At 38.7% G+C, this 16,624-nt stretch carries 19 protein-coding genes; 6 read left to right on the top strand and 13 right to left on the bottom strand.

The genetic code is table 11. The annotated features are described in order from the left end of the window. The first annotated feature begins 18 nt into the window (after positions 1–18). Positions 19–1,377, top strand: a complete 1,359-nt coding sequence (locus T8I65_RS14735) for a mannosyltransferase (protein WP_322301310.1) — start codon at positions 19–21, stop codon at positions 1,375–1,377. Here the strand turns inward: T8I65_RS14735 and T8I65_RS14730 are convergent. The 9 genes from T8I65_RS14730 to T8I65_RS14690 form a co-directional block, all read right to left on the bottom strand. Beyond that, a complete protein-coding gene (locus tag T8I65_RS14730; protein ID WP_322301309.1) occupies positions 1,352–1,990 on the bottom strand; it encodes a lipid-A-disaccharide synthase N-terminal domain-containing protein in 639 nt (212 codons plus the stop codon). The two genes, T8I65_RS14735 and T8I65_RS14730, sit on opposite strands and share 26 nt — an antisense overlap. Before the next feature lies 1 nt (position 1,991). Beyond that, positions 1,992–2,570 (bottom strand): hypothetical protein, encoded by a 579-nt coding sequence (locus tag T8I65_RS14725; RefSeq protein WP_322301308.1) that lies wholly within the window; start codon positions 2,568–2,570, stop codon positions 1,992–1,994. A gap of 82 nt (positions 2,571–2,652) precedes the next feature. Then, entirely contained in the window at positions 2,653–3,624 is a 972-nt protein-coding gene (locus tag T8I65_RS14720; RefSeq protein ID WP_141878965.1) for a deoxyhypusine synthase family protein, read from the bottom strand. Then, positions 3,617–4,492 (bottom strand): agmatinase, encoded by an 876-nt coding sequence (gene speB, locus T8I65_RS14715; protein WP_322301307.1) that lies wholly within the window; start codon positions 4,490–4,492, stop codon positions 3,617–3,619. Before speB ends, T8I65_RS14720 begins: the two co-directional genes overlap by 8 nt. Positions 4,493–4,544: 52 nt before the next feature. Beyond that, positions 4,545–5,948, bottom strand: a complete 1,404-nt coding sequence (locus T8I65_RS14710; protein WP_322301306.1) for an arginine decarboxylase — start codon at positions 5,946–5,948, stop codon at positions 4,545–4,547. A gap of 277 nt (positions 5,949–6,225) precedes the next feature. Next, positions 6,226–7,065, bottom strand: a complete 840-nt coding sequence (locus T8I65_RS14705) for a pseudouridine synthase (RefSeq protein ID WP_322301305.1) — start codon at positions 7,063–7,065, stop codon at positions 6,226–6,228. Between the two features lie 80 nt (positions 7,066–7,145). Next, positions 7,146–8,051 carry a geranylgeranylglycerol-phosphate geranylgeranyltransferase gene (locus tag T8I65_RS14700; protein ID WP_322301304.1) on the bottom strand — a complete coding sequence of 302 codons (906 nt, stop codon included), beginning with the start codon at positions 8,049–8,051 and terminating at the stop codon, positions 7,146–7,148. Positions 8,052–8,061: 10 nt separating this feature from the next. Then, positions 8,062–9,000, bottom strand: a complete 939-nt coding sequence (locus T8I65_RS14695; protein WP_322301303.1) for a mevalonate kinase — start codon at positions 8,998–9,000, stop codon at positions 8,062–8,064. 48 nt (positions 9,001–9,048) lie between these two features. Beyond that, positions 9,049–10,131 (bottom strand): diphosphomevalonate decarboxylase, encoded by a 1,083-nt coding sequence (locus T8I65_RS14690; RefSeq protein WP_322301302.1) that lies wholly within the window; start codon positions 10,129–10,131, stop codon positions 9,049–9,051. A gap of 96 nt (positions 10,132–10,227) precedes the next feature. Between T8I65_RS14690 and T8I65_RS14685 the strand changes: the two genes are divergently transcribed. Next, positions 10,228–10,707, top strand: coding sequence for a TspO/MBR family protein (locus tag T8I65_RS14685; RefSeq protein ID WP_322301301.1), 480 nt, complete (start codon positions 10,228–10,230; stop codon positions 10,705–10,707). Here T8I65_RS14685 and T8I65_RS14680 read toward each other — a convergent pair. Then, entirely contained in the window at positions 10,697–11,908 is a 1,212-nt protein-coding gene (locus T8I65_RS14680; RefSeq protein ID WP_322302807.1) for an NAD(P)/FAD-dependent oxidoreductase, read from the bottom strand. The two genes, T8I65_RS14685 and T8I65_RS14680, sit on opposite strands and share 11 nt — an antisense overlap. Before the next feature lie 42 nt (positions 11,909–11,950). Continuing rightward, positions 11,951–12,664, bottom strand: a complete 714-nt coding sequence (locus T8I65_RS14675; RefSeq protein WP_322301300.1) for a glycerophosphodiester phosphodiesterase — start codon at positions 12,662–12,664, stop codon at positions 11,951–11,953. A 202-nt stretch (positions 12,665–12,866) separates the two neighbouring features. On the opposite strand from T8I65_RS14675, the gene T8I65_RS14670 reads away from it, so the two are divergent. The 4 genes from T8I65_RS14670 to T8I65_RS14655 are packed head-to-tail and all read left to right on the top strand — an operon-like array spanning position 12,867 to position 15,289. Continuing rightward, entirely contained in the window at positions 12,867–13,388 is a 522-nt protein-coding gene (locus T8I65_RS14670) for a DUF421 domain-containing protein (protein WP_322301299.1), read from the top strand. A 7-nt stretch (positions 13,389–13,395) separates the two neighbouring features. Beyond that, positions 13,396–14,079, top strand: coding sequence for a guanitoxin biosynthesis heme-dependent pre-guanitoxin N-hydroxylase GntA (gene gntA / locus T8I65_RS14665; protein ID WP_322301298.1), 684 nt, complete (start codon positions 13,396–13,398; stop codon positions 14,077–14,079). Between the two features lie 11 nt (positions 14,080–14,090). Then, on the top strand, positions 14,091–14,711 hold the full coding sequence (locus tag T8I65_RS14660; protein WP_322301297.1) for an FMN-binding negative transcriptional regulator: 621 nt from the start codon (positions 14,091–14,093) through the stop codon (positions 14,709–14,711). Beyond that, the gene (locus T8I65_RS14655) at positions 14,708–15,289 is read left to right on the top strand and encodes an urea carboxylase-associated family protein (RefSeq protein ID WP_322301296.1); all 582 of its coding nucleotides are present in this window, start codon (positions 14,708–14,710) and stop codon (positions 15,287–15,289) included. The genes T8I65_RS14660 and T8I65_RS14655 overlap by 4 nt, the downstream gene beginning before the upstream one ends. Here the strand turns inward: T8I65_RS14655 and T8I65_RS14650 are convergent. Together T8I65_RS14650 and T8I65_RS14645 are read right to left on the bottom strand one after the other, a co-directional pair. Beyond that, entirely contained in the window at positions 15,286–16,005 is a 720-nt protein-coding gene (locus tag T8I65_RS14650; protein WP_322301295.1) for a TerC family protein, read from the bottom strand. The two genes, T8I65_RS14655 and T8I65_RS14650, sit on opposite strands and share 4 nt — an antisense overlap. 81 nt (positions 16,006–16,086) lie before the next feature. Next, entirely contained in the window at positions 16,087–16,575 is a 489-nt protein-coding gene (locus tag T8I65_RS14645; RefSeq protein WP_322301294.1) for a hypothetical protein, read from the bottom strand. Positions 16,576–16,624: the final 49 nt, after the last annotated feature.

Raw genomic sequence — 16,624 nt, 5'->3', positions numbered from 1 at the left:
GGAAATCCTTATACCGGAATGGATCTAAAACTGCTCAGGCTTTACAAATTCCCAATTCTCATAGCGCTCTCCTGTGTAGCCTTTTACTGGAGTTTTGCATATGGATTAGCCCGGGAAGATTTTGGTCGGCTGGTGATGATTTATACAGCCTTATGCTTCCTAAGTTATAAGCTTTATCAGTTACTGCGTCACAATTTCAAAATCCTGGTCATACTCGCGATCATATTTAGATTGATCTTCCTGTTCGCACTTCCAGAACTTTCACAAGATTACTTTAGATTTATTTGGGATGGCCAGCTCATTAATGCTGGTATTAATCCTTATCAATTTATCCCTACTGAAATTTCCAATGAGCTCGATTTTTCTAATACCAAAGTTTTATTAAAAGGAATGGGAAGCCTGAGCGCAGGACATTATTCAAACTATCCTCCGGTTAATCAGTTGCTATTTGCAGCTTCCTCGTTTCTAGCAAATTCCAGCCATTTGCTTAATGTGATGTTTCTAAGATCACTAATTATTCTCGCTGATCTCGGGACACTCTTTTTTGGTGCGCGTTTGCTTTCAAATCTTGGACTATCCAGAGACAGGATCTTTCTCTATATCCTCAATCCTTTCATCATCATAGAAATGACAGGAAATCTGCATTTTGAGTCGGTCATGGTGTTTTTCCTGGTTTGGTCTCTTTATTTATTACAACAGAAACGCTGGATAGCTTCTGCAATAGTACTTGGCTTGTCCATTTCTGTCAAGCTTTTACCACTGCTATTCCTGCCACTCTTCCTTGGTTTTTTTCTGAATAGTCCAAAGCTTTCTTTCATGAAATTGCTCGGTTTTCACTGCCTGGTAATCCTAACGCTGTTGATCTCGTTTGTTCCATTTTATTCCGAAGAGGTAATGGCGAATTTTATGGCAAGTGTTGGATTATGGTTTGGCAAGTTTGAATTTAATGCTTCGGTATATTACCTGGTGAGGTGGATAGGTTTCCAAGTGAAAGGATATAACATCATTGAGACCGCTGGCAAGATCTTACCCGTAGTCACATTTGTTGCGGTTCTACTTCTGACTTTTCTACGGAAGAATGGGGCAATTCAGAGCTTAATAAAGAGTATGCTATTTGGTATTTCTGTTTATCTACTTCTGTCTACAACAGTGCATCCCTGGTATCTGGCAATTCCTCTTTTTCTAAGTGTGTTTACAAGATTCAGATTTGTGCTTCTCTGGTCATTGCTGGTCATCCTAAGTTATTCGGCTTATTCCAATGCTCAATATGATGAAAACCTGTGGCTGGTAGCCTTAGAATATATGGTAGTAATTGGGTACTTTCTGTATGAGCTATTCCTTCAGAAAAGTTCTAAGCCTTTGGATCGGGTTTATTAGAATTCCGCAGAAGATAGATATCACGCATATAAATGAGTGCGCCAAAGAAATGTGCAGCCATGAGAACCGGGTCTTCACGGAATATTCCGTAGGTAAAAAGCAAGCTGGAACCAATTAAACTAAGGATCCAGAAACCCAGCGGTAATGAAGATTCCTGATTTACTTCAGAATAATACCACTGGTAAAAAAATCTTGAGGTATATACGATTTGAGCAACCAATCCCAAGGCAATAATCCAGCCAGCGATATTCTCAGACCTAAACACATCATCCCAGGTTTGAGTTCCAAAAAAGGTGATATAGGCCGCAATGGCAAAAGGGAAAATAATCACCAGAGCTTTAAAAAAAATATTTCTATTTTTCCATTCATTCATTAAGTAAAGATTTCTCCAGTATACTCCGTAGATCAAAAATTGTCCTAGCATGATGGCGAAATCATCCCGCAAGTATCCATAGGTAAATAATAGGATAGATGCCAGTAAACTGAGTTTCCAGAACAATACTGGAGTTTCAACCTCCTTGGATTTTTCAGAAAGAAACCATTGACTTATCAATCTAGCACTAAATAATAGCTGCGCTAAGAAACCTATTGCGAATATTGGCCAGTTCTCCATCTTAGTTATTCATTCTTTTGAGGATCTTCTTTAAACTGTTTTTCATCATAGATTGCGCACTGACAGAGAATGCAAAATCCTTACTATCATCATCAACTTTTAATTCAGATTTTACATGGCTGTAATAGATACTAACTTTATCATTTAAATTAATGATCTCCAGAGATACCTTAGTCACATTTGCTTCGTTGGGATCGATATTCCCTATCTGTATAGATCCAAGGTCGTCTGCAGGTTTTTCAGCTTTGATATTAATGAAATAGTCGTAGCCTTTTGCTCTTGAAGCCAATTGCTCAAGATCTTCAGCTGAACTATTGAAACTAGGCCGTGAGTTTATTAAGGTTACCGGCGTATCCTGTATACTCACAAGTTTGCCATTGGGGATACAATCGTCTAATTTGTCAAAAACCATCTCTCGCAACTCAAGCCGAACGCTTTCAGGGGCATCAATAATATTTAGTAAGTGGGTGCCTTCAGGAAAACTGTAAGTTTTTTGCGATACACTGGAAAACATATAACTGGGTGTATTACAGGATTGTATTGATATGGCGATGAGGAGAAAGAGTAAAAGTTTCTGCATGGATGATAAAAACAAAAAAGCTGCTCAATATTAGGCAATTTCGCCTGTTGAGCAGCTTCAATGTAAGGTAATTATTTGTTAATTACATATCCAGGAGATAAGCAAAGATCAGCGGTGCAACGATGGTCGCATCACTTTCAATAATATGTTTAGGAGTGTTGATATCCAGTTTCCCCCAAGTGATCTTTTCATTTGGAACAGCTCCGGAGTACGAACCGTAACTGGTTGTAGAATCTGATATCTGACAAAAATAGCTCCAGAAAGGAGTATCTGTACGCTCCATATCCTGATAAAGCATTGGTACTACACAAATTGGGAAATCCCCGGCAATACCACCACCAATCTGGAAAAATCCAATTCCATCTTTGGAATTTTCAGTATACCAGTCGGCAAGGAAGGTCATATATTCAATTCCAGATTTCATTGTACTGGCCTTCAGTTCACCTTTAAGCACGTATGAAGCGAAGATATTCCCCAAGGTAGAATCTTCCCATCCAGGTACCACCATTGGCAAGTTCTTTTCCGCAGCGGCATACATCCAGGAATCTTTTAAGTCGATCTCGTAATGCTCCTCCATAACTCCACTTAGCAATAACTTATGCAGAAATTCATGCGGGAAATAACGTTCTCCTTTTTCTTCAGCATCTTTCCAGATCTTGAAAATATGATCCTGAATTCTACGGAAAGCCTCTTCTTCAGGAATACAGGTATCTGTAACCCGGTTTAAACCTTTCTCTAATAGATCCCACTCATCCTGAGCGGTAAGGTCACGATAATTTGGAACTCGTTTGTAATGTGAATGCGCTACAAGATTCATCACGTCCTCTTCCAGGTTTGCCCCGGTACAGGAAACGATATGCACCTTATCCTGGCGAATCATTTCGGCAAAGATCTTTCCTATCTCTGCGGTACTCATTGCCCCAGCAAGGGAAACAAGCATTTTTGAACCGCCTTGAAGCTGCTTTTCGTAATCTTTTGCAGCGTCAACTAGTGCAGCAGCATTAAAATGTAAATAATATTTTTCTATAAATTGGGAAATATGTCCTTTACTCATCTTCGTCTTCTTCAGTAAAATTTTGATATTTAAATTTGTAGCTCAGCATTTTGTAATAAAGTTTTGCTGCCAGGAAGTCTGAAGATTTTTCATTCTTATCCGGGCAAAGCTCTACAATATCAAAGCCAACCACATTCTTTTTCTTGAACATCATTTTGAGAAATTCCAATGTCTCGTACCAGAATAATCCGCCTGGCTCCGGAGTACCGGTTGAAGGCATGATGCTAGGGTCAAAAGCGTCAAGATCTATGGTGATAAATACGTTTGGAGTCATTTGTCCAATCGCATCTTCCTGCCAGTCTTCGTAAAGATCATGGGCGAAATACACCTGGTTTTCATCCATATGATCTTTTTCTGAAATGTCCATGGAGCGTATTCCTACCTGAACAAGATTCGTGGTCTTACTGGCTTCATGAAGCGCACAGGCATGATTACAGGTTGATCCTTCGTATTCAGGTCTTAGATCTGCATGAGCATCCAGTTGTACTACCGTAAGGTCTGAGAAAGATTCATTAAAAGCTTTGATGCTACCAATAGAAACTGAATGTTCACCTCCAAAAAGGGTTACGAATTTCTCCTGTTTAATATAGTTTTTCGTGGTTTTGTAAACCGCTTCAACCATTTTTTCGGGAGAAGAATCCTCGGTCACCGGTGGTGCCAGATAAATTCCTTTTTTGTAAACCTCAGTATTTGTTTCGATATCATACAGCTCCATATTTTCTGAAGCGTCTAAAAATGCATCCGGTCCTTTATCGGCACCTTTCTGCCAGGTACTGGTTCCATCATACGGCACAGGAATCAATACCACTTTTGCTTCGTCTATACGAGCATATTTATCGGGTATCCCGGCGTAATTCTTTTTGCTCATGGCTAATTGAATTATTTAGTTAGTTGTTTATTAGTTGGTTAAAGGTATCGTTTTAATTATTTCTGTCATAGCCAAGAATACTTAACATGTCTTCAGAGTTCTGTTGTTCGCTGAAAAGTTTCGTTGAGATCTTATCATCTTCGTCCCGGTCAATTAAAATATGTTTGGGCTGCGGAATAAGACAATGCTGTAATCCGCCAAAACCTCCAATGGTATCCTGATAAGCACCGGTATTAAAGAACCCAATATATAAAGGCTTTTCCTTTTTAAACTTCGGAAGATAGATCGCGTTAGTATGTTGTTCAGAATTATAATAATCATCACTGTCGCAGGTTAGACCTCCCAGCAAAACTCTTTCATACTCATCATTCCACCTGTTTATTGCCAGCATAACGAATTTTTTACTGATCGCCCAGGTATCTGGCAATGTAGTAATGAACGAAGAGTTGATCATATTCCATTTTTCACGATCATTCTGCTGTTTCTGGTATAAAACCTCGTAGATCGCACCGCCACTTTCACCAACTGTAAAACTTCCAAACTCCGTAAAGATATTTGGAACATCTACTCCGGCTTCTTCACAGGTTAGTTTGATCTGGTTGATGATCTCATCTACCATGTAAGCATAGTCATAATCAAAAGCCAGTGAGTTCTTGATAGGGAATCCACCACCAATGTTCAAGCTATCCAGGCTTGGACATAATTTCTTTAAACTGGTATATACTTTCAAACACTTGTTCAATTCGTTCCAGTAGTAGGCTGTATCGCGAATCCCGGTGTTAATGAAAAAATGTAGCATTTTAAGGTCTACCTGCTCGTTATCCTTCAGTTGTTTATGAAAAAACGGAACGATGTTCTGGTATCCAATCCCCAACCTTGAAGTATAAAATTCGAATTTTGGCTCTTCTTCCGAAGCAATTCTTATCCCTACCTGGAATTTCCCGTCCACTTTTTCTGAAAGTAGATCCAGTTCTTCGTAATTATCGATCACCGGGATACACTTTTCGTGTCCGCTATTGATAAGTCTGCTTATATTTTCAACGTATTGATCTCTTTTGAAGCCATTACAAATTACCCAATGATCGTTGGAGATCTTTCCTGCAGCTTTAAGCTTTTCGACAATATTGATATCAAAAGCTGAAGAAGTTTCAATGTGAATGTCATTCCTTAAAGCTTCCTTGAGGACATGTTCAAAATGGGAGCTTTTAGTGCAATAACAGTAATTATAGGAACCTTTGTAATCATGTTTTTCCAAGGCGGCTTGAAACCAGCCTTTTGCTCTGTTGATGTTCTGTGATATTTTAGGCAAATATGTAAACTTGAGGGGAGCGCCATACTGCTCCACAAGCTTCATAAGGTCAATATCATGAAATTTTAATTGTGTTCCTTCCAGTGAAAATTCTTCCTGTGGAAAGTAATAAGTCTGGTCTATGAGATCGCTGTACTTTGTATTCAATTTGCGTAAATGATTTTAAGGCTAAAAATTAGATAATAATTGATAGGGTCAAAAAGATCGACTAATAAATTAATGTTAAGAAAAGAGTTTGACTCGCTCCATTGTGTAACGATAGTTATCTGATCGTCATGGAGTTGCAATGCTGAAGGCTTTTCAGCTAATAAAAAGATGTTTCTATTCAATTACCTATTGATCGACAGGAAGCCAGGGAAAATCCTCCGACTTTTGACGCGGTAAATGTATTTAAAAAATTAAAATGGAAAAGCTAAAAAATGAATTAGTGCATCCCAAGGTTGATAACCTCCTGTTCGGTAAGGTTTCTGGTGCGCCCGCGAGACAGATCTTTCTTGGTTAGACCTCCAAATACAACGCGATCCAGGCTTTCTACATCGTAGCCCATGCTCTTAAAGATCCTGGTTACAATATGTTCCTTGATACTGTAAAGTTCAATCCCAACTTCAGTATGAGGTTTGTCGTCAATAAAGCTAATGCTCGTCACGATCACTTTAGAGCCTTCAAGGAAAACTCCTTTTTCGATAGATTCAAGATCTTCCTTAGAAAGAGCTTTACTTAACGTTACGTGGTAGATCTGGCGAATTCCATTCTTAGGTTTGGCCAGTTTCTTAGCAAGAGTTCCATCATTGGTAAATAGCAACAGACCCTTGGCCTGGTTGTCTAGTTTCCCAACAGGACTTACTCTGGCGTCGGTCACTTTGGAAACAAGCTCCATCACAGTTTTACCACCTTTTTCAGGATTTCCAGTTACAAAAAATCCAGCTGGTTTATTCAGAAGTATATATTGTGGTTTCTCCGGGTTGATTCGGCGACCATCAAAACGAACATCGTCTTCAAGTTTTACTTTATAACCCATCTCTGTAACAGACTTCCCGTTTACAGTAACATTACCAGCAGCAATGTACATATCTGCATCTCTCCGTGAACAAATTCCAGAGTTTGCGATATACTTATTAAGACGAATACCTTCGGAATTAGAAAGCGGACTCTTCTCCATTTTAGGTTTTACCGGTGCATTCCCACGTGCGTGAGATTTTTTCCTGGTACCACCACCTTGTCTGCCACTATTCTTACCGCCTGAAGATCTATCGTTTCTGCTCATTGCCAAAATTTTTGCAAAGATACGTTATCCCGCATGAGGATGCTAAGTATTTGAGAAAACTTTTAAGATGAGGGGATTACCTAAAAAACCCGGTTCAGTACTTCCTGTAGATCAATAAGCAGAATGCTGAATACGCCTACGACAATGATCAGTTTCAAAATATTATGCAATAAGAGATATTGCCACTTGGCTTTGCTGAAGTATAAGAGTAGAAGAAAAACACCGAGTAAAAGCAGTGAAGTGTAGAAATAATAATTCATGTAACCTGTCTGAAATCGAGTGATCAATAAGTAAATGGGCATGATGGCAACTACGGCACATACAGCAAGACAGAATTTACTCCACCGCTCACCGAAAACAAGTGGTATGGTTCTATAATTCTGAGCGAGGTCACCCTGCATATTTTCCAGGTCCTTGACAAGTTCCCGCATAAGGATCATCAAATAGAGAAATACAGCATGAATAAATATGACCGTCTCAAAATTTCTATAATAAACGAAGATCACGAAAAAAGGAGTGATCGCAAGAACGGAAGCGACAAGATTACCGAGAAACAAAATCTTTTTAAGGCGATGTGAGTATAGCCAGATTACGAAAATATATATACTGAAAAACACTACTGCTTTAAATGATACATAGCTGGCAAAAAAGATAGCGGCAAAATTCAGAATAAAATAAACTGATAATTTTGTACGCTGACTAACCACGCGGTCGAGCATGGTTTTCTTAGGACGATTGATAAGATCTTTTTCGCTATCGTAAAAGTTGTTGATAATATAACCTGAAGCGATCACGGTAGAGGAAGCAAGGATCAAAAAAAACAGGTTCGCATCAAAAAATACTTCCCGCAATGGTTTATCTGGGGCAAGTATAAAAGCTGAAGTTAAATACTGCGCTAGGACGACCACCAATATATTGTATCCCCTAACTACAGAAAATAAACTGAGTATTTTCAGTAGCAGGCGCTTTTTCGCGATCCCTGGCATAAAATTGAGTTTAGAAGTTGTAAACTACTTCCAGGTTATATCCTTTAAGTGATTTTCTTGCTTTTTCGATATCTTCGGTAAAACCAAGAATGTAACCTCCGCCACCAGACCCACAAAGTTTCAGGTAGTAATCATTGGTTTCGATCCCTTTCTGCCACAATTTATGGAACTGCGCAGGAATCATTGGTTTGAAGTTATCCAGAACGGTATGAGAAAGTTTCTTTACGTTCTTGAAAAGCGATTTTACATCTCCTTTCAAAAAGTCATCCACACAAGCATCTGTTTGAGTCACGAACTGGTCCTTCAGCATTTTTCTGAAAGGCTCCTGTTTCATATTTTCCATAAAAATACTAACCATTGGGGCAGTATCTCCAGTAATTCCGCTGTCAAGCAAGAATACTGCTCCGGTTCCATTTTCGGTTTGAGAAGGAATTCCTGCAGGTTCAATATTTTCTTTGGAATTAATTAAAATAGGAATGCTCAAATATGAATTAAGCGGATCCAGTCCTGAAGATTTTCCGTGGAAAAATGATTCCATTTCTCCGAAGATCTTTTTCAGCTTTAATAATTTGTCCCGGGTAAGGTTCTCAAGAACGGTGATCTTATCATTTGCATATTTATCGTAAATTGCGGCAACTAATGCACCACTACTACCAACACCATAACCTTGAGGAATACTTGAATCAAAATACATTCCGCTGGAAATATCTGCCTTAAGAGCTTCGATATCAAACTTTACAAGTTCTGGATTGTTTTCCTGAAGTGCTTCAAGGTAAGCAGCAAATTTACGCAGGTTGGTATTCGATTTTTTCGCCTGTTCAGTGTCATTATCAGACAACTTCAAAGCACCATTATAAAAGTTATATGGAATCGATAAACCCTTGGAATCTTTAATGATCCCGTATTCTCCAAAGAGAAGAATTTTTGAGTAAAATAAAGGTCCTTTCATAAGCATTCAGGTTCAATAGGCAGAAATGTAGCTGCAAACTTGTTAAAATTACAATTTTTTTGCGCCATTCCCAACCTGGTCGCAAATATAGTGTCCATTCTCACAATACGCAACTAACTCATTCTTAATGAACTCTAAAACTTTAGGAGCGTGATCTTCAGGATATAGCAGATGTACGTTGGCGCCAGCATCCAGTGTGAAACAAGCGGGTATACCAGTATCTTCTCTAAACTTCCAGATCTTGTTGATGATTTCAAGCGTGTTCGGTTTCATAAGAATAAAATATGGCTGACTACTCATCATCATGGCGTGAAGTGTCAATGCCTCGCTTTCCACAATTTTTATGAATTCTGAATAATCACCAGATTTTAATGCGGGAATAAGCTTGCTAAGATTGTCATGAGCTTGTTTAAAACGCTCATCAGCAAAAGGATGCCCATGCATTAGATCATGGCCAACCGTGCTGCTAACCTGCTTTTCACCTTTATCCACAAGTAGAATAGTATCTTGAAAATTCTGAAAGTTCTCATGTAATTTATCTTCATAACTGATGGCAAAAAGATCTGATGAACTCTCAAAATCATTATGTTTTCCCCAGATCATAAGATCGCCCTGAATACTTCTGGAGGCACTCCCGGAACCAAGTCTTGCGAGGAAAGATGCTTTTCTCTGGAAGTGTTCTTCGCTTATATCAGGATTTAGCTGACTTTCAAGATCCATAATACAAAGGGCAAGTGCGCTCATCCCTGAAGCAGAAGACGCTATGCCGCTACTGTGAGGAAAGCTGTTTTCACTTCTTATAATAAACTTGTAATCAATTAGATATGGGCAATATTCCTGAATGCGCTCAAAAAACTTCTGAATCTTGGGTTTGAAATCTTCTTTAGGTTTATCCTCGAAATAGAAATCGAACTCAAAACTGTCAGATTTATCCTCTTTTTTCTGAAATTCCAGACTAGTAGTTGACCTGCAATGATTTAGCGTAAAACTAATAGACGGATTTGCAGGGATTTGATGTTCCTTTTTACCCCAGTATTTGACCAGTGCTATATTACTTGGGGATTGCCAGCTTACCTTGCCAGACTTTATTTCATTGGAATACATGGAGGGAACAAATTCCTGATGCGTCATTCTGAAAAATTTTTGTCAAAGTTAAACTTTATGTAAAGATCTCGAGAGGTTTCCTTTTAAATAAATTGCTATTTTAGTGAGAGTAACCAACCAGATATGACCACAAAACTTCTCATAAGAAGCACTTTTGCGGTAGGCATTTGTCTTGTCTTCGGTCTTCTTGGTGCGATCGCTATTCAAACAGGAATGGCAGATTGGTATACAGGCCTGCAAAAACCATGGTTTTACATAAAGGATGATATTTTAAGCTCCATCTGGCTTTTTATGTACGTGCTACTTGGAGTCGCTGCTGGTATCGTTTGGAGTAAAGGTTTCTATCACAAATGGGTAAAAACAGCACTTTACCACTTTGGTTTCCAGTTATTGCTGAATGGTTTCTGGTTCCTGCTATTCTTTGCTCTTGAAAAACCGGTCCTGGCTTTAATTGATCTGGCACTGCTGTTCGTTATTACTCTTTTCACCATAAAATGGTTTAAGATAGTAAGTAACACAGCTGCTTATATGCTAATTCCTTATGCTGTATGGATTCTTCTGGCCTTCGCTTTTAATTTTGAGATCTGGCGCCTTAACTCATAGCTTTTGCAGCCAGAAATCCACCTGTCCACGCATTTTGAAAATTAAAGCCTCCAGTGATCGCGTCAATATTCAAAATCTCTCCAGCAAAATATAGATTTGGGTGAAGTTTGCTTTCAAATGTTTGAAAATCTACTTCTTTTAGATCAATTCCTCCAGCGGTTACAAATTCTTCTTTAAAAGTACTTTTTCCATTTACCTCAAACTCGGCCGCTGTAAGCTGTACACCCAAATTCGACAATTGCTGTTTGTTGAGGTCTGCCCATTTATTATCCTGAGAAATGCCAGAAGCGAGAACAAGGCTGTGCCATAATCTTTTTGGTAGATCGAACTGAGCTCTTTTGTAAACCTGTTGTTTGGAATGTTCCTGTTTCAACTCTTTTAAAGTTTCGAGGATCGACAGTTCATTTTCACCAGGAATCCAGTTCACTTTTATGCTGAATTTATACTGAAGTTCATTTAAAGCCCTGGCTCCCCATGCTGAAAGCTTTAAAATAGCAGGGCCACTGAAACCCCAGTGGGTTATAAGTAATGGACCATCGCTACTAAGTTTAGCTCCAGGAATCTCTACTTCTGCATCCATCGCGATGCCGGGAAGATCCTTGATCCTGTCATCTTCAATATTAAACGTGAAAAGGGATGGAACGGCTTCAACGATGGAATGTCCGCTACTTTTCAAAAGATTCCAGATCTTCGAATTGCTGCCGGTTGCAAGCATCAGTTTCTCACAGGAATATTCTTTGGAGCCTACTTCAATTTTCCAGTAATCACCTTCAGAAGAAAAATTTTTTAAACTTTCACCAGTGCGGACCTCGATCTTCAATTTATCACATTCCTTCCTGAAGCAGTCAATAATGGTTTCCGAAGAATCTGTTATGGGAAACATTCGTCCGTCATCTTCAGTTTTAAGGGAAACTCCTCTGTCTTCAAACCAGCCAATGGTGTCTACGGTCATAAATTTGTGAAAGGGTCCTCGAAGTTCTTTGCTTCCGCGGGGATATTTACGAACCAGTTCGGCAGGAATAAATTCAGCATGAGTGACATTACACCGGCCACCACCTGAGATGCGAACCTTGTTCAAAACGTCTTTACCTCTTTCAAGAATAAGGACTTTCAGCGACCTGTTATTTTCAGCAATATTGATCGCTGTAAAAAATCCTGCTGCACCGCCACCTACTATGATCCTGTCGAAATATTCCAAAATTGAGCTCTTTGATGGCAAAAGTAAACAACTAAGAGCTAGTATCTAGTTTTGCAACAATTTAACAGGATTCTGTAATCGATCCGGGTAATCTGAGATAATACCATCAACCCCGAAATCGATCATTCTCATTATATCATTCGCTTCATTTACGGTCCACACGTTTACTTTAAAACCATGATCCTGGCAGAGTTTTGTGTTATCTCTTGTAATAATTCCTACGGAAGGGTGAATCGCTACCGCATCCAGTTTCTTGCCAAGTTCTATAGCTTCAGGTACACTCGCTTTACTTAGGACTGCCAGCGGGATCCTGGAATTGATCTTTTTGACTTCGAACAATTCGTTCTTCTGAAAACTGGAAACCAGAAAGTTGCCATATTCCCAATTTTCCTTTTCAGCTTTATGTTGAATGATTTCTGAAACCGCTCTCGCAGTATTCCGACCCTTAAGCTCAATGTTGATCTGGCATTTATTCTCGATAAGATCAAGCACCTCGTTTAGCGTAGGAATTTTGAACTGCTCTTCGATCAAAAATGACTGCATTTCTGTACTGCTTTTTTTAGCGATTTCTCCGCTGGCATTAGTAGTTCTGTCCAGGGTAAAATCATGAATCACGAACAATTCGCCAGTGGCACATCGATGCACATCGATCTCGATCATATCCACTCCAAGACTAATCGCTTTTTCTATACTTTCCAGTGTATTTTCAGCGAGATGAGCTTTAGCACCACGGTGGCCGATTTTATTGATCTTTTCCATTATTCGAATTTAGAAATTAATGACTTTCCCTGAAAGTTTAACGGTTTCACTACAAAACTCGGGAATTTAGAAATGATTATGACAGCTTAACATTTAATTAATTAAAAGCCGGGGTAAATTGAATTTCAACCAAAAATCGGGTGTATTCCAAGGTAATTATTTTGGTTATAATTTATTCATCGGGTTTAAAAATCTAAATTAAATGGACAAGTGGTTCGCATTTGACATTCCGTCCTTTGTTGCAATTATACTAACAGCAATAGGGATCTATATCGCAATTATCATCTTTACCCGAATCGCCGGGAAAAGAAGTTTTTCAAAAATGTCCAGTTTTGACTTTGCCATGACCGTTGCTCTTGGGTCCATGGTTGCAACTACCGTTCTAAGTAAAAGCGTGAGTTTATGGGAAGGTGTAGTTGGGATTGCAGCAATCTATGTACTACAGCTCTTTGTGGCGATCCTGCGTAGGTTTAAGATCGTTCAGAATGTTGTAGATAATGGTCCTTTGATGCTTATGGATGGACAAACAATTCTACATAAAAATTTGAAAAAGGCTCGGGTGACTGAAGCAGATCTTCGTTCTAAGTTAAGAGAAGCGAATGTGATCAGGCTGAAAGAAGTTAGAGCTGTGGTTTTCGAAGCAACCGGGGATATTTCGGTTTTACATACCGATAAGGACGACGAGGAACTGGAAGATTATTTATACAAAGACGTTTCAAAATAGAAAGAAGATGCAGGTAAAGGAAAGAACAAAACGGAAGAGCTTAAAAGCTGTTTCAGATGAACAGATAAAGGCAGAATATGCCGAATTTATTCTTGAGAATGAACATCCGTGTATTATGGCCAAGACAATTTTTGCCATGGACCAGTTTACTCTCAAAACTTATGAAGACTTTGGTAGTATGGAGGCTTCTGCCAGATTATTAAAGGATCTAAAAGAATATATTGAAGCTTACGATTTTGAGTCCAATGACTTTAAAACATTCCTGGCAGTATTTCCAAATTCTCCAGAATATTCTGAAATTAGCTTCGAAGAATTACTATGGAAGCAATTATCCAATATTCATAAACTGGATAGTGAGCAATGGGATCCCACGGTAAGTGATGATCCCAAGGATGAAAATTTTAGTTTTAGTATTGCAGGAAAGGCTTTCTATGTAGTGGGCTTACATCCAAATTCTTCGAGAAAGGCGAGACAGAGTCCATATACTACCCTGACCTTCAACTTGCACTGGCAGTTCGAAAAACTCAGGGAAATGGGAACCTATCAAAAAGTTCGTGATAGAATTCGTGATCGGGACGTAGCTTTGCAGGGCTCGATTAACCCTATGCTGGAAGATTTTGGAAATAACAGCGAAGCCAAACAATACAGTGGGCGTAAAGTAGATAAGGAATGGAAATGCCCATTCCATTAGGAAAATAAGAAATGTACAGACCAAAAAAATACCGGAAAGATGAGGATGAATTTATTCTCCCATTTCTTCGGAAATTTCCATTTGGGACATTTGTTCTCAAGGGAGATCATCTTCTAGCTACGCATATTCCTGTACTTATCGATGAATCTGAAGATGGTAAGTGGAGATTATTTTCTCATATCGCAAACCATAACGAACAGAAAGAATTTCTGAAGGAAGATGTTGAGGTATTATTGATATTTCAGGGTGCTCATTCTTATATTTCCTCTTCCTGGTACGAAGAAGCAGATATTAGCACCTGGGATTATTCTGCGGTGCATGTAAATGGAAAAATTAAACTTCAGTCGGAGTCAGAACTAAGAGAATCTCTTTTAAAATTGGTAGCTAATTTCGAAAAGGAGCAGGAAAATCCTCTTTACTACGATAATATTCCGAAGAAAATGCTGGAAGATCACCTTCCACAGATCACGGGTTTCTGGATCGAACCGGTGAAAGTTGAAGGCATCGCAAAATTGCATCAGTCTTACCATTCTAAAGATGTGAAAAGGGTAGTAAGCAAATTAGATGCTTCAGAAGATCCCATAAAAAATCAAATTTCAGAAGACATTAAAAACGAACATAATCTACAATGATCGAAGTAATTAAAAGACAAACGGGTGCTGCATTCAGACTGAAAAAAGGTCAGAAATTGAAAGTAATCGATCCAAATGGTGAACAGGTAAGTGATATGGTTCTTTTCAATGCGAAGGATACCCGGGAAAAAATTTCTTCCGGGAAAACTCTGGATTTTGAAGAAAGTATTTTGATTAGTCAGGGTGACCATCTTTGGAGTAACAGAAGCAATCAAATGATGGAGATCCTGGAAGATACGAACGGTCGAAATGATTTTTTACTTGCACCGTGCAGTCCTGAAACGTTCCAGATCATGTATAATAATAACGAGTATCACCCGAGTTGTTTCGAGAATCTTTATACCAACCTGGAAAAGTTCGAAATTCAGCCAGATGACATTCCTACCGCATTCAATATTTTTATGAACGTCCAATTCGACACTAATGGAAAACTTAGTGTAGATCCGCCTTTAAGCAAAGCCGGTGATTATGTTTTATTCGAAGCTAAAATGGACCTTATAGTTGGTTTAACAGCATGCTCTGCTGAAGATAGTAATGGTGGAAGCTTTAAGCCAATTCACTACGAAATTATCGATTAAGTATTCTTTCTACGGTAACGCATATTCAACATTTCTATCGCTAAAGAGAAGAATACTGCAAAATAGATGTAGCCTTTTGGAACATGATAATGTGCACCTTCAACGATAAGCATCACTCCAATTAGTATTAGGAATGATAAAGCCAGGATCTGAATTGTTGGATGATTATTTACAAATTCTCCTACAGGTTTGGCGAAGATCATCATCACTATGATGGAAACAATTACCGCTATCACCATGAGGATGATTTGATTTGTTAAACCTACAGCAGTTAATATGGAATCAAAGGAGAAAACGATGTCCAGAAGTACGATCTGTACGATCGCGGAGCTAAAACTTATCGTTGGCTTTTTACCTTTTTCGGTCGTATTATTTTCCTCCTGTCCTTCTACCTTATGATGAATTTCAAGTGTACTTTTAATAAGTAGAAATATACCACCGGCGACCAGAATAATATCACGCCAGCTTAATTCAAAATCTGCCACGGTGAGTACCGGTTCGGTAAGCCCAATGATCCATGTGATACTCAAAAGCAACAAAATTCGCATGATCAATGCAATGGACAAGCCGCCAATTCTGGCTTTTTTCTGACTCTCTTCGGGAACTTTACCCGCTACTATAGAAATAAATATAATATTGTCTATTCCCAGGACGATTTCCAGGAAAGTAAGAGTTAGAAGAGCTACCCAGGTATCTGGTTGCAAGAATATTTCCATGATCAATTGGTTGGTACAGCGTCAAAATTAGATAAAAATGAATTACTCATAGTTAATATTATGAGAAACTGACTGAGCCTGTTAATATTCGAAACCGAATTTAAAATTAATACCTCCGTAGACAGAAATCTGAAAAAAATCATAATCTGTTCGCCAGCGGGACTCACCTCTTGCATAAATAAAGAACCTGGAAAAGTGAAATTCCAGTCGGTTATTAATTGCGAGGGAAGGAAAGGATTTCCAGGGTCTTTGAATTATAGAGATGGAGAGATCTGTTACCGGGATCAGCTTTTTTCCGGGTCGGTAAACATAGCCAACATTGAAACCTGATGAAGCATAATTGATGGCTTGAAAAGTTTCGTAATAGGCTTCGAAACTAAAATGTTCATTTCTGTATCCTAAAGAAAATATACCGTCGTAAGCAGCCGGGTTCACTGTGCCTCCAAATACTGCATTTCGAACATCCAGTCCTGTACCAGCATAAAAATAAGTTTTTTCACTACTTATCCAGCTTTGAGCAGAAATTTGCGTTGCTAATAGTAGGAGCCAGAAAACGGTATATTTTTTCATCAAAATATTTCATGGAAAACCACTCAGCCTGAATGCTGATCAATCGGGT

This window comes from Christiangramia sp. OXR-203, assembly GCF_034372165.1.
Classification (GTDB): domain Bacteria; phylum Bacteroidota; class Bacteroidia; order Flavobacteriales; family Flavobacteriaceae; genus Christiangramia.
The sequence above is the reverse complement of the archived record's forward strand: the minus strand, read 5'-3'. Positions and strand labels throughout refer to the sequence as shown.

Bases quoted from the DNA above. Each gene is read 5' to 3' on its own strand.
- T8I65_RS14735 (WP_322301310.1), top strand. From the start codon at position 19: ATGGATCTAAAACTGCTCAGGCTTTACAAATTCCCAATTCTCATAGCG.
- T8I65_RS14730 (WP_322301309.1), bottom strand. From the start codon at position 1,990: ATGGAGAACTGGCCAATATTCGCAATAGGTTTCTTAGCGCAGCTATTA.
- T8I65_RS14725 (WP_322301308.1), bottom strand. From the start codon at position 2,570: ATGCAGAAACTTTTACTCTTTCTCCTCATCGCCATATCAATACAATCC.
- T8I65_RS14720 (WP_141878965.1), bottom strand. From the start codon at position 3,624: ATGAGTAAAGGACATATTTCCCAATTTATAGAAAAATATTATTTACAT.
- speB (WP_322301307.1), bottom strand. From the start codon at position 4,492: ATGAGCAAAAAGAATTACGCCGGGATACCCGATAAATATGCTCGTATA.
- T8I65_RS14705 (WP_322301305.1), bottom strand. From the start codon at position 7,065: ATGAGCAGAAACGATAGATCTTCAGGCGGTAAGAATAGTGGCAGACAA.
- T8I65_RS14700 (WP_322301304.1), bottom strand. From the start codon at position 8,051: ATGCCAGGGATCGCGAAAAAGCGCCTGCTACTGAAAATACTCAGTTTA.
- T8I65_RS14695 (WP_322301303.1), bottom strand. From the start codon at position 9,000: ATGAAAGGACCTTTATTTTACTCAAAAATTCTTCTCTTTGGAGAATAC.
- T8I65_RS14690 (WP_322301302.1), bottom strand. From the start codon at position 10,131: ATGACGCATCAGGAATTTGTTCCCTCCATGTATTCCAATGAAATAAAG.
- T8I65_RS14685 (WP_322301301.1), top strand. From the start codon at position 10,228: ATGACCACAAAACTTCTCATAAGAAGCACTTTTGCGGTAGGCATTTGT.
- T8I65_RS14675 (WP_322301300.1), bottom strand. From the start codon at position 12,664: ATGGAAAAGATCAATAAAATCGGCCACCGTGGTGCTAAAGCTCATCTC.
- T8I65_RS14670 (WP_322301299.1), top strand. From the start codon at position 12,867: ATGGACAAGTGGTTCGCATTTGACATTCCGTCCTTTGTTGCAATTATA.
- gntA (WP_322301298.1), top strand. From the start codon at position 13,396: ATGCAGGTAAAGGAAAGAACAAAACGGAAGAGCTTAAAAGCTGTTTCA.
- T8I65_RS14660 (WP_322301297.1), top strand. From the start codon at position 14,091: ATGTACAGACCAAAAAAATACCGGAAAGATGAGGATGAATTTATTCTC.
- T8I65_RS14655 (WP_322301296.1), top strand. From the start codon at position 14,708: ATGATCGAAGTAATTAAAAGACAAACGGGTGCTGCATTCAGACTGAAA.
- T8I65_RS14650 (WP_322301295.1), bottom strand. From the start codon at position 16,005: ATGGAAATATTCTTGCAACCAGATACCTGGGTAGCTCTTCTAACTCTT.
- T8I65_RS14645 (WP_322301294.1), bottom strand. From the start codon at position 16,575: ATGAAAAAATATACCGTTTTCTGGCTCCTACTATTAGCAACGCAAATT.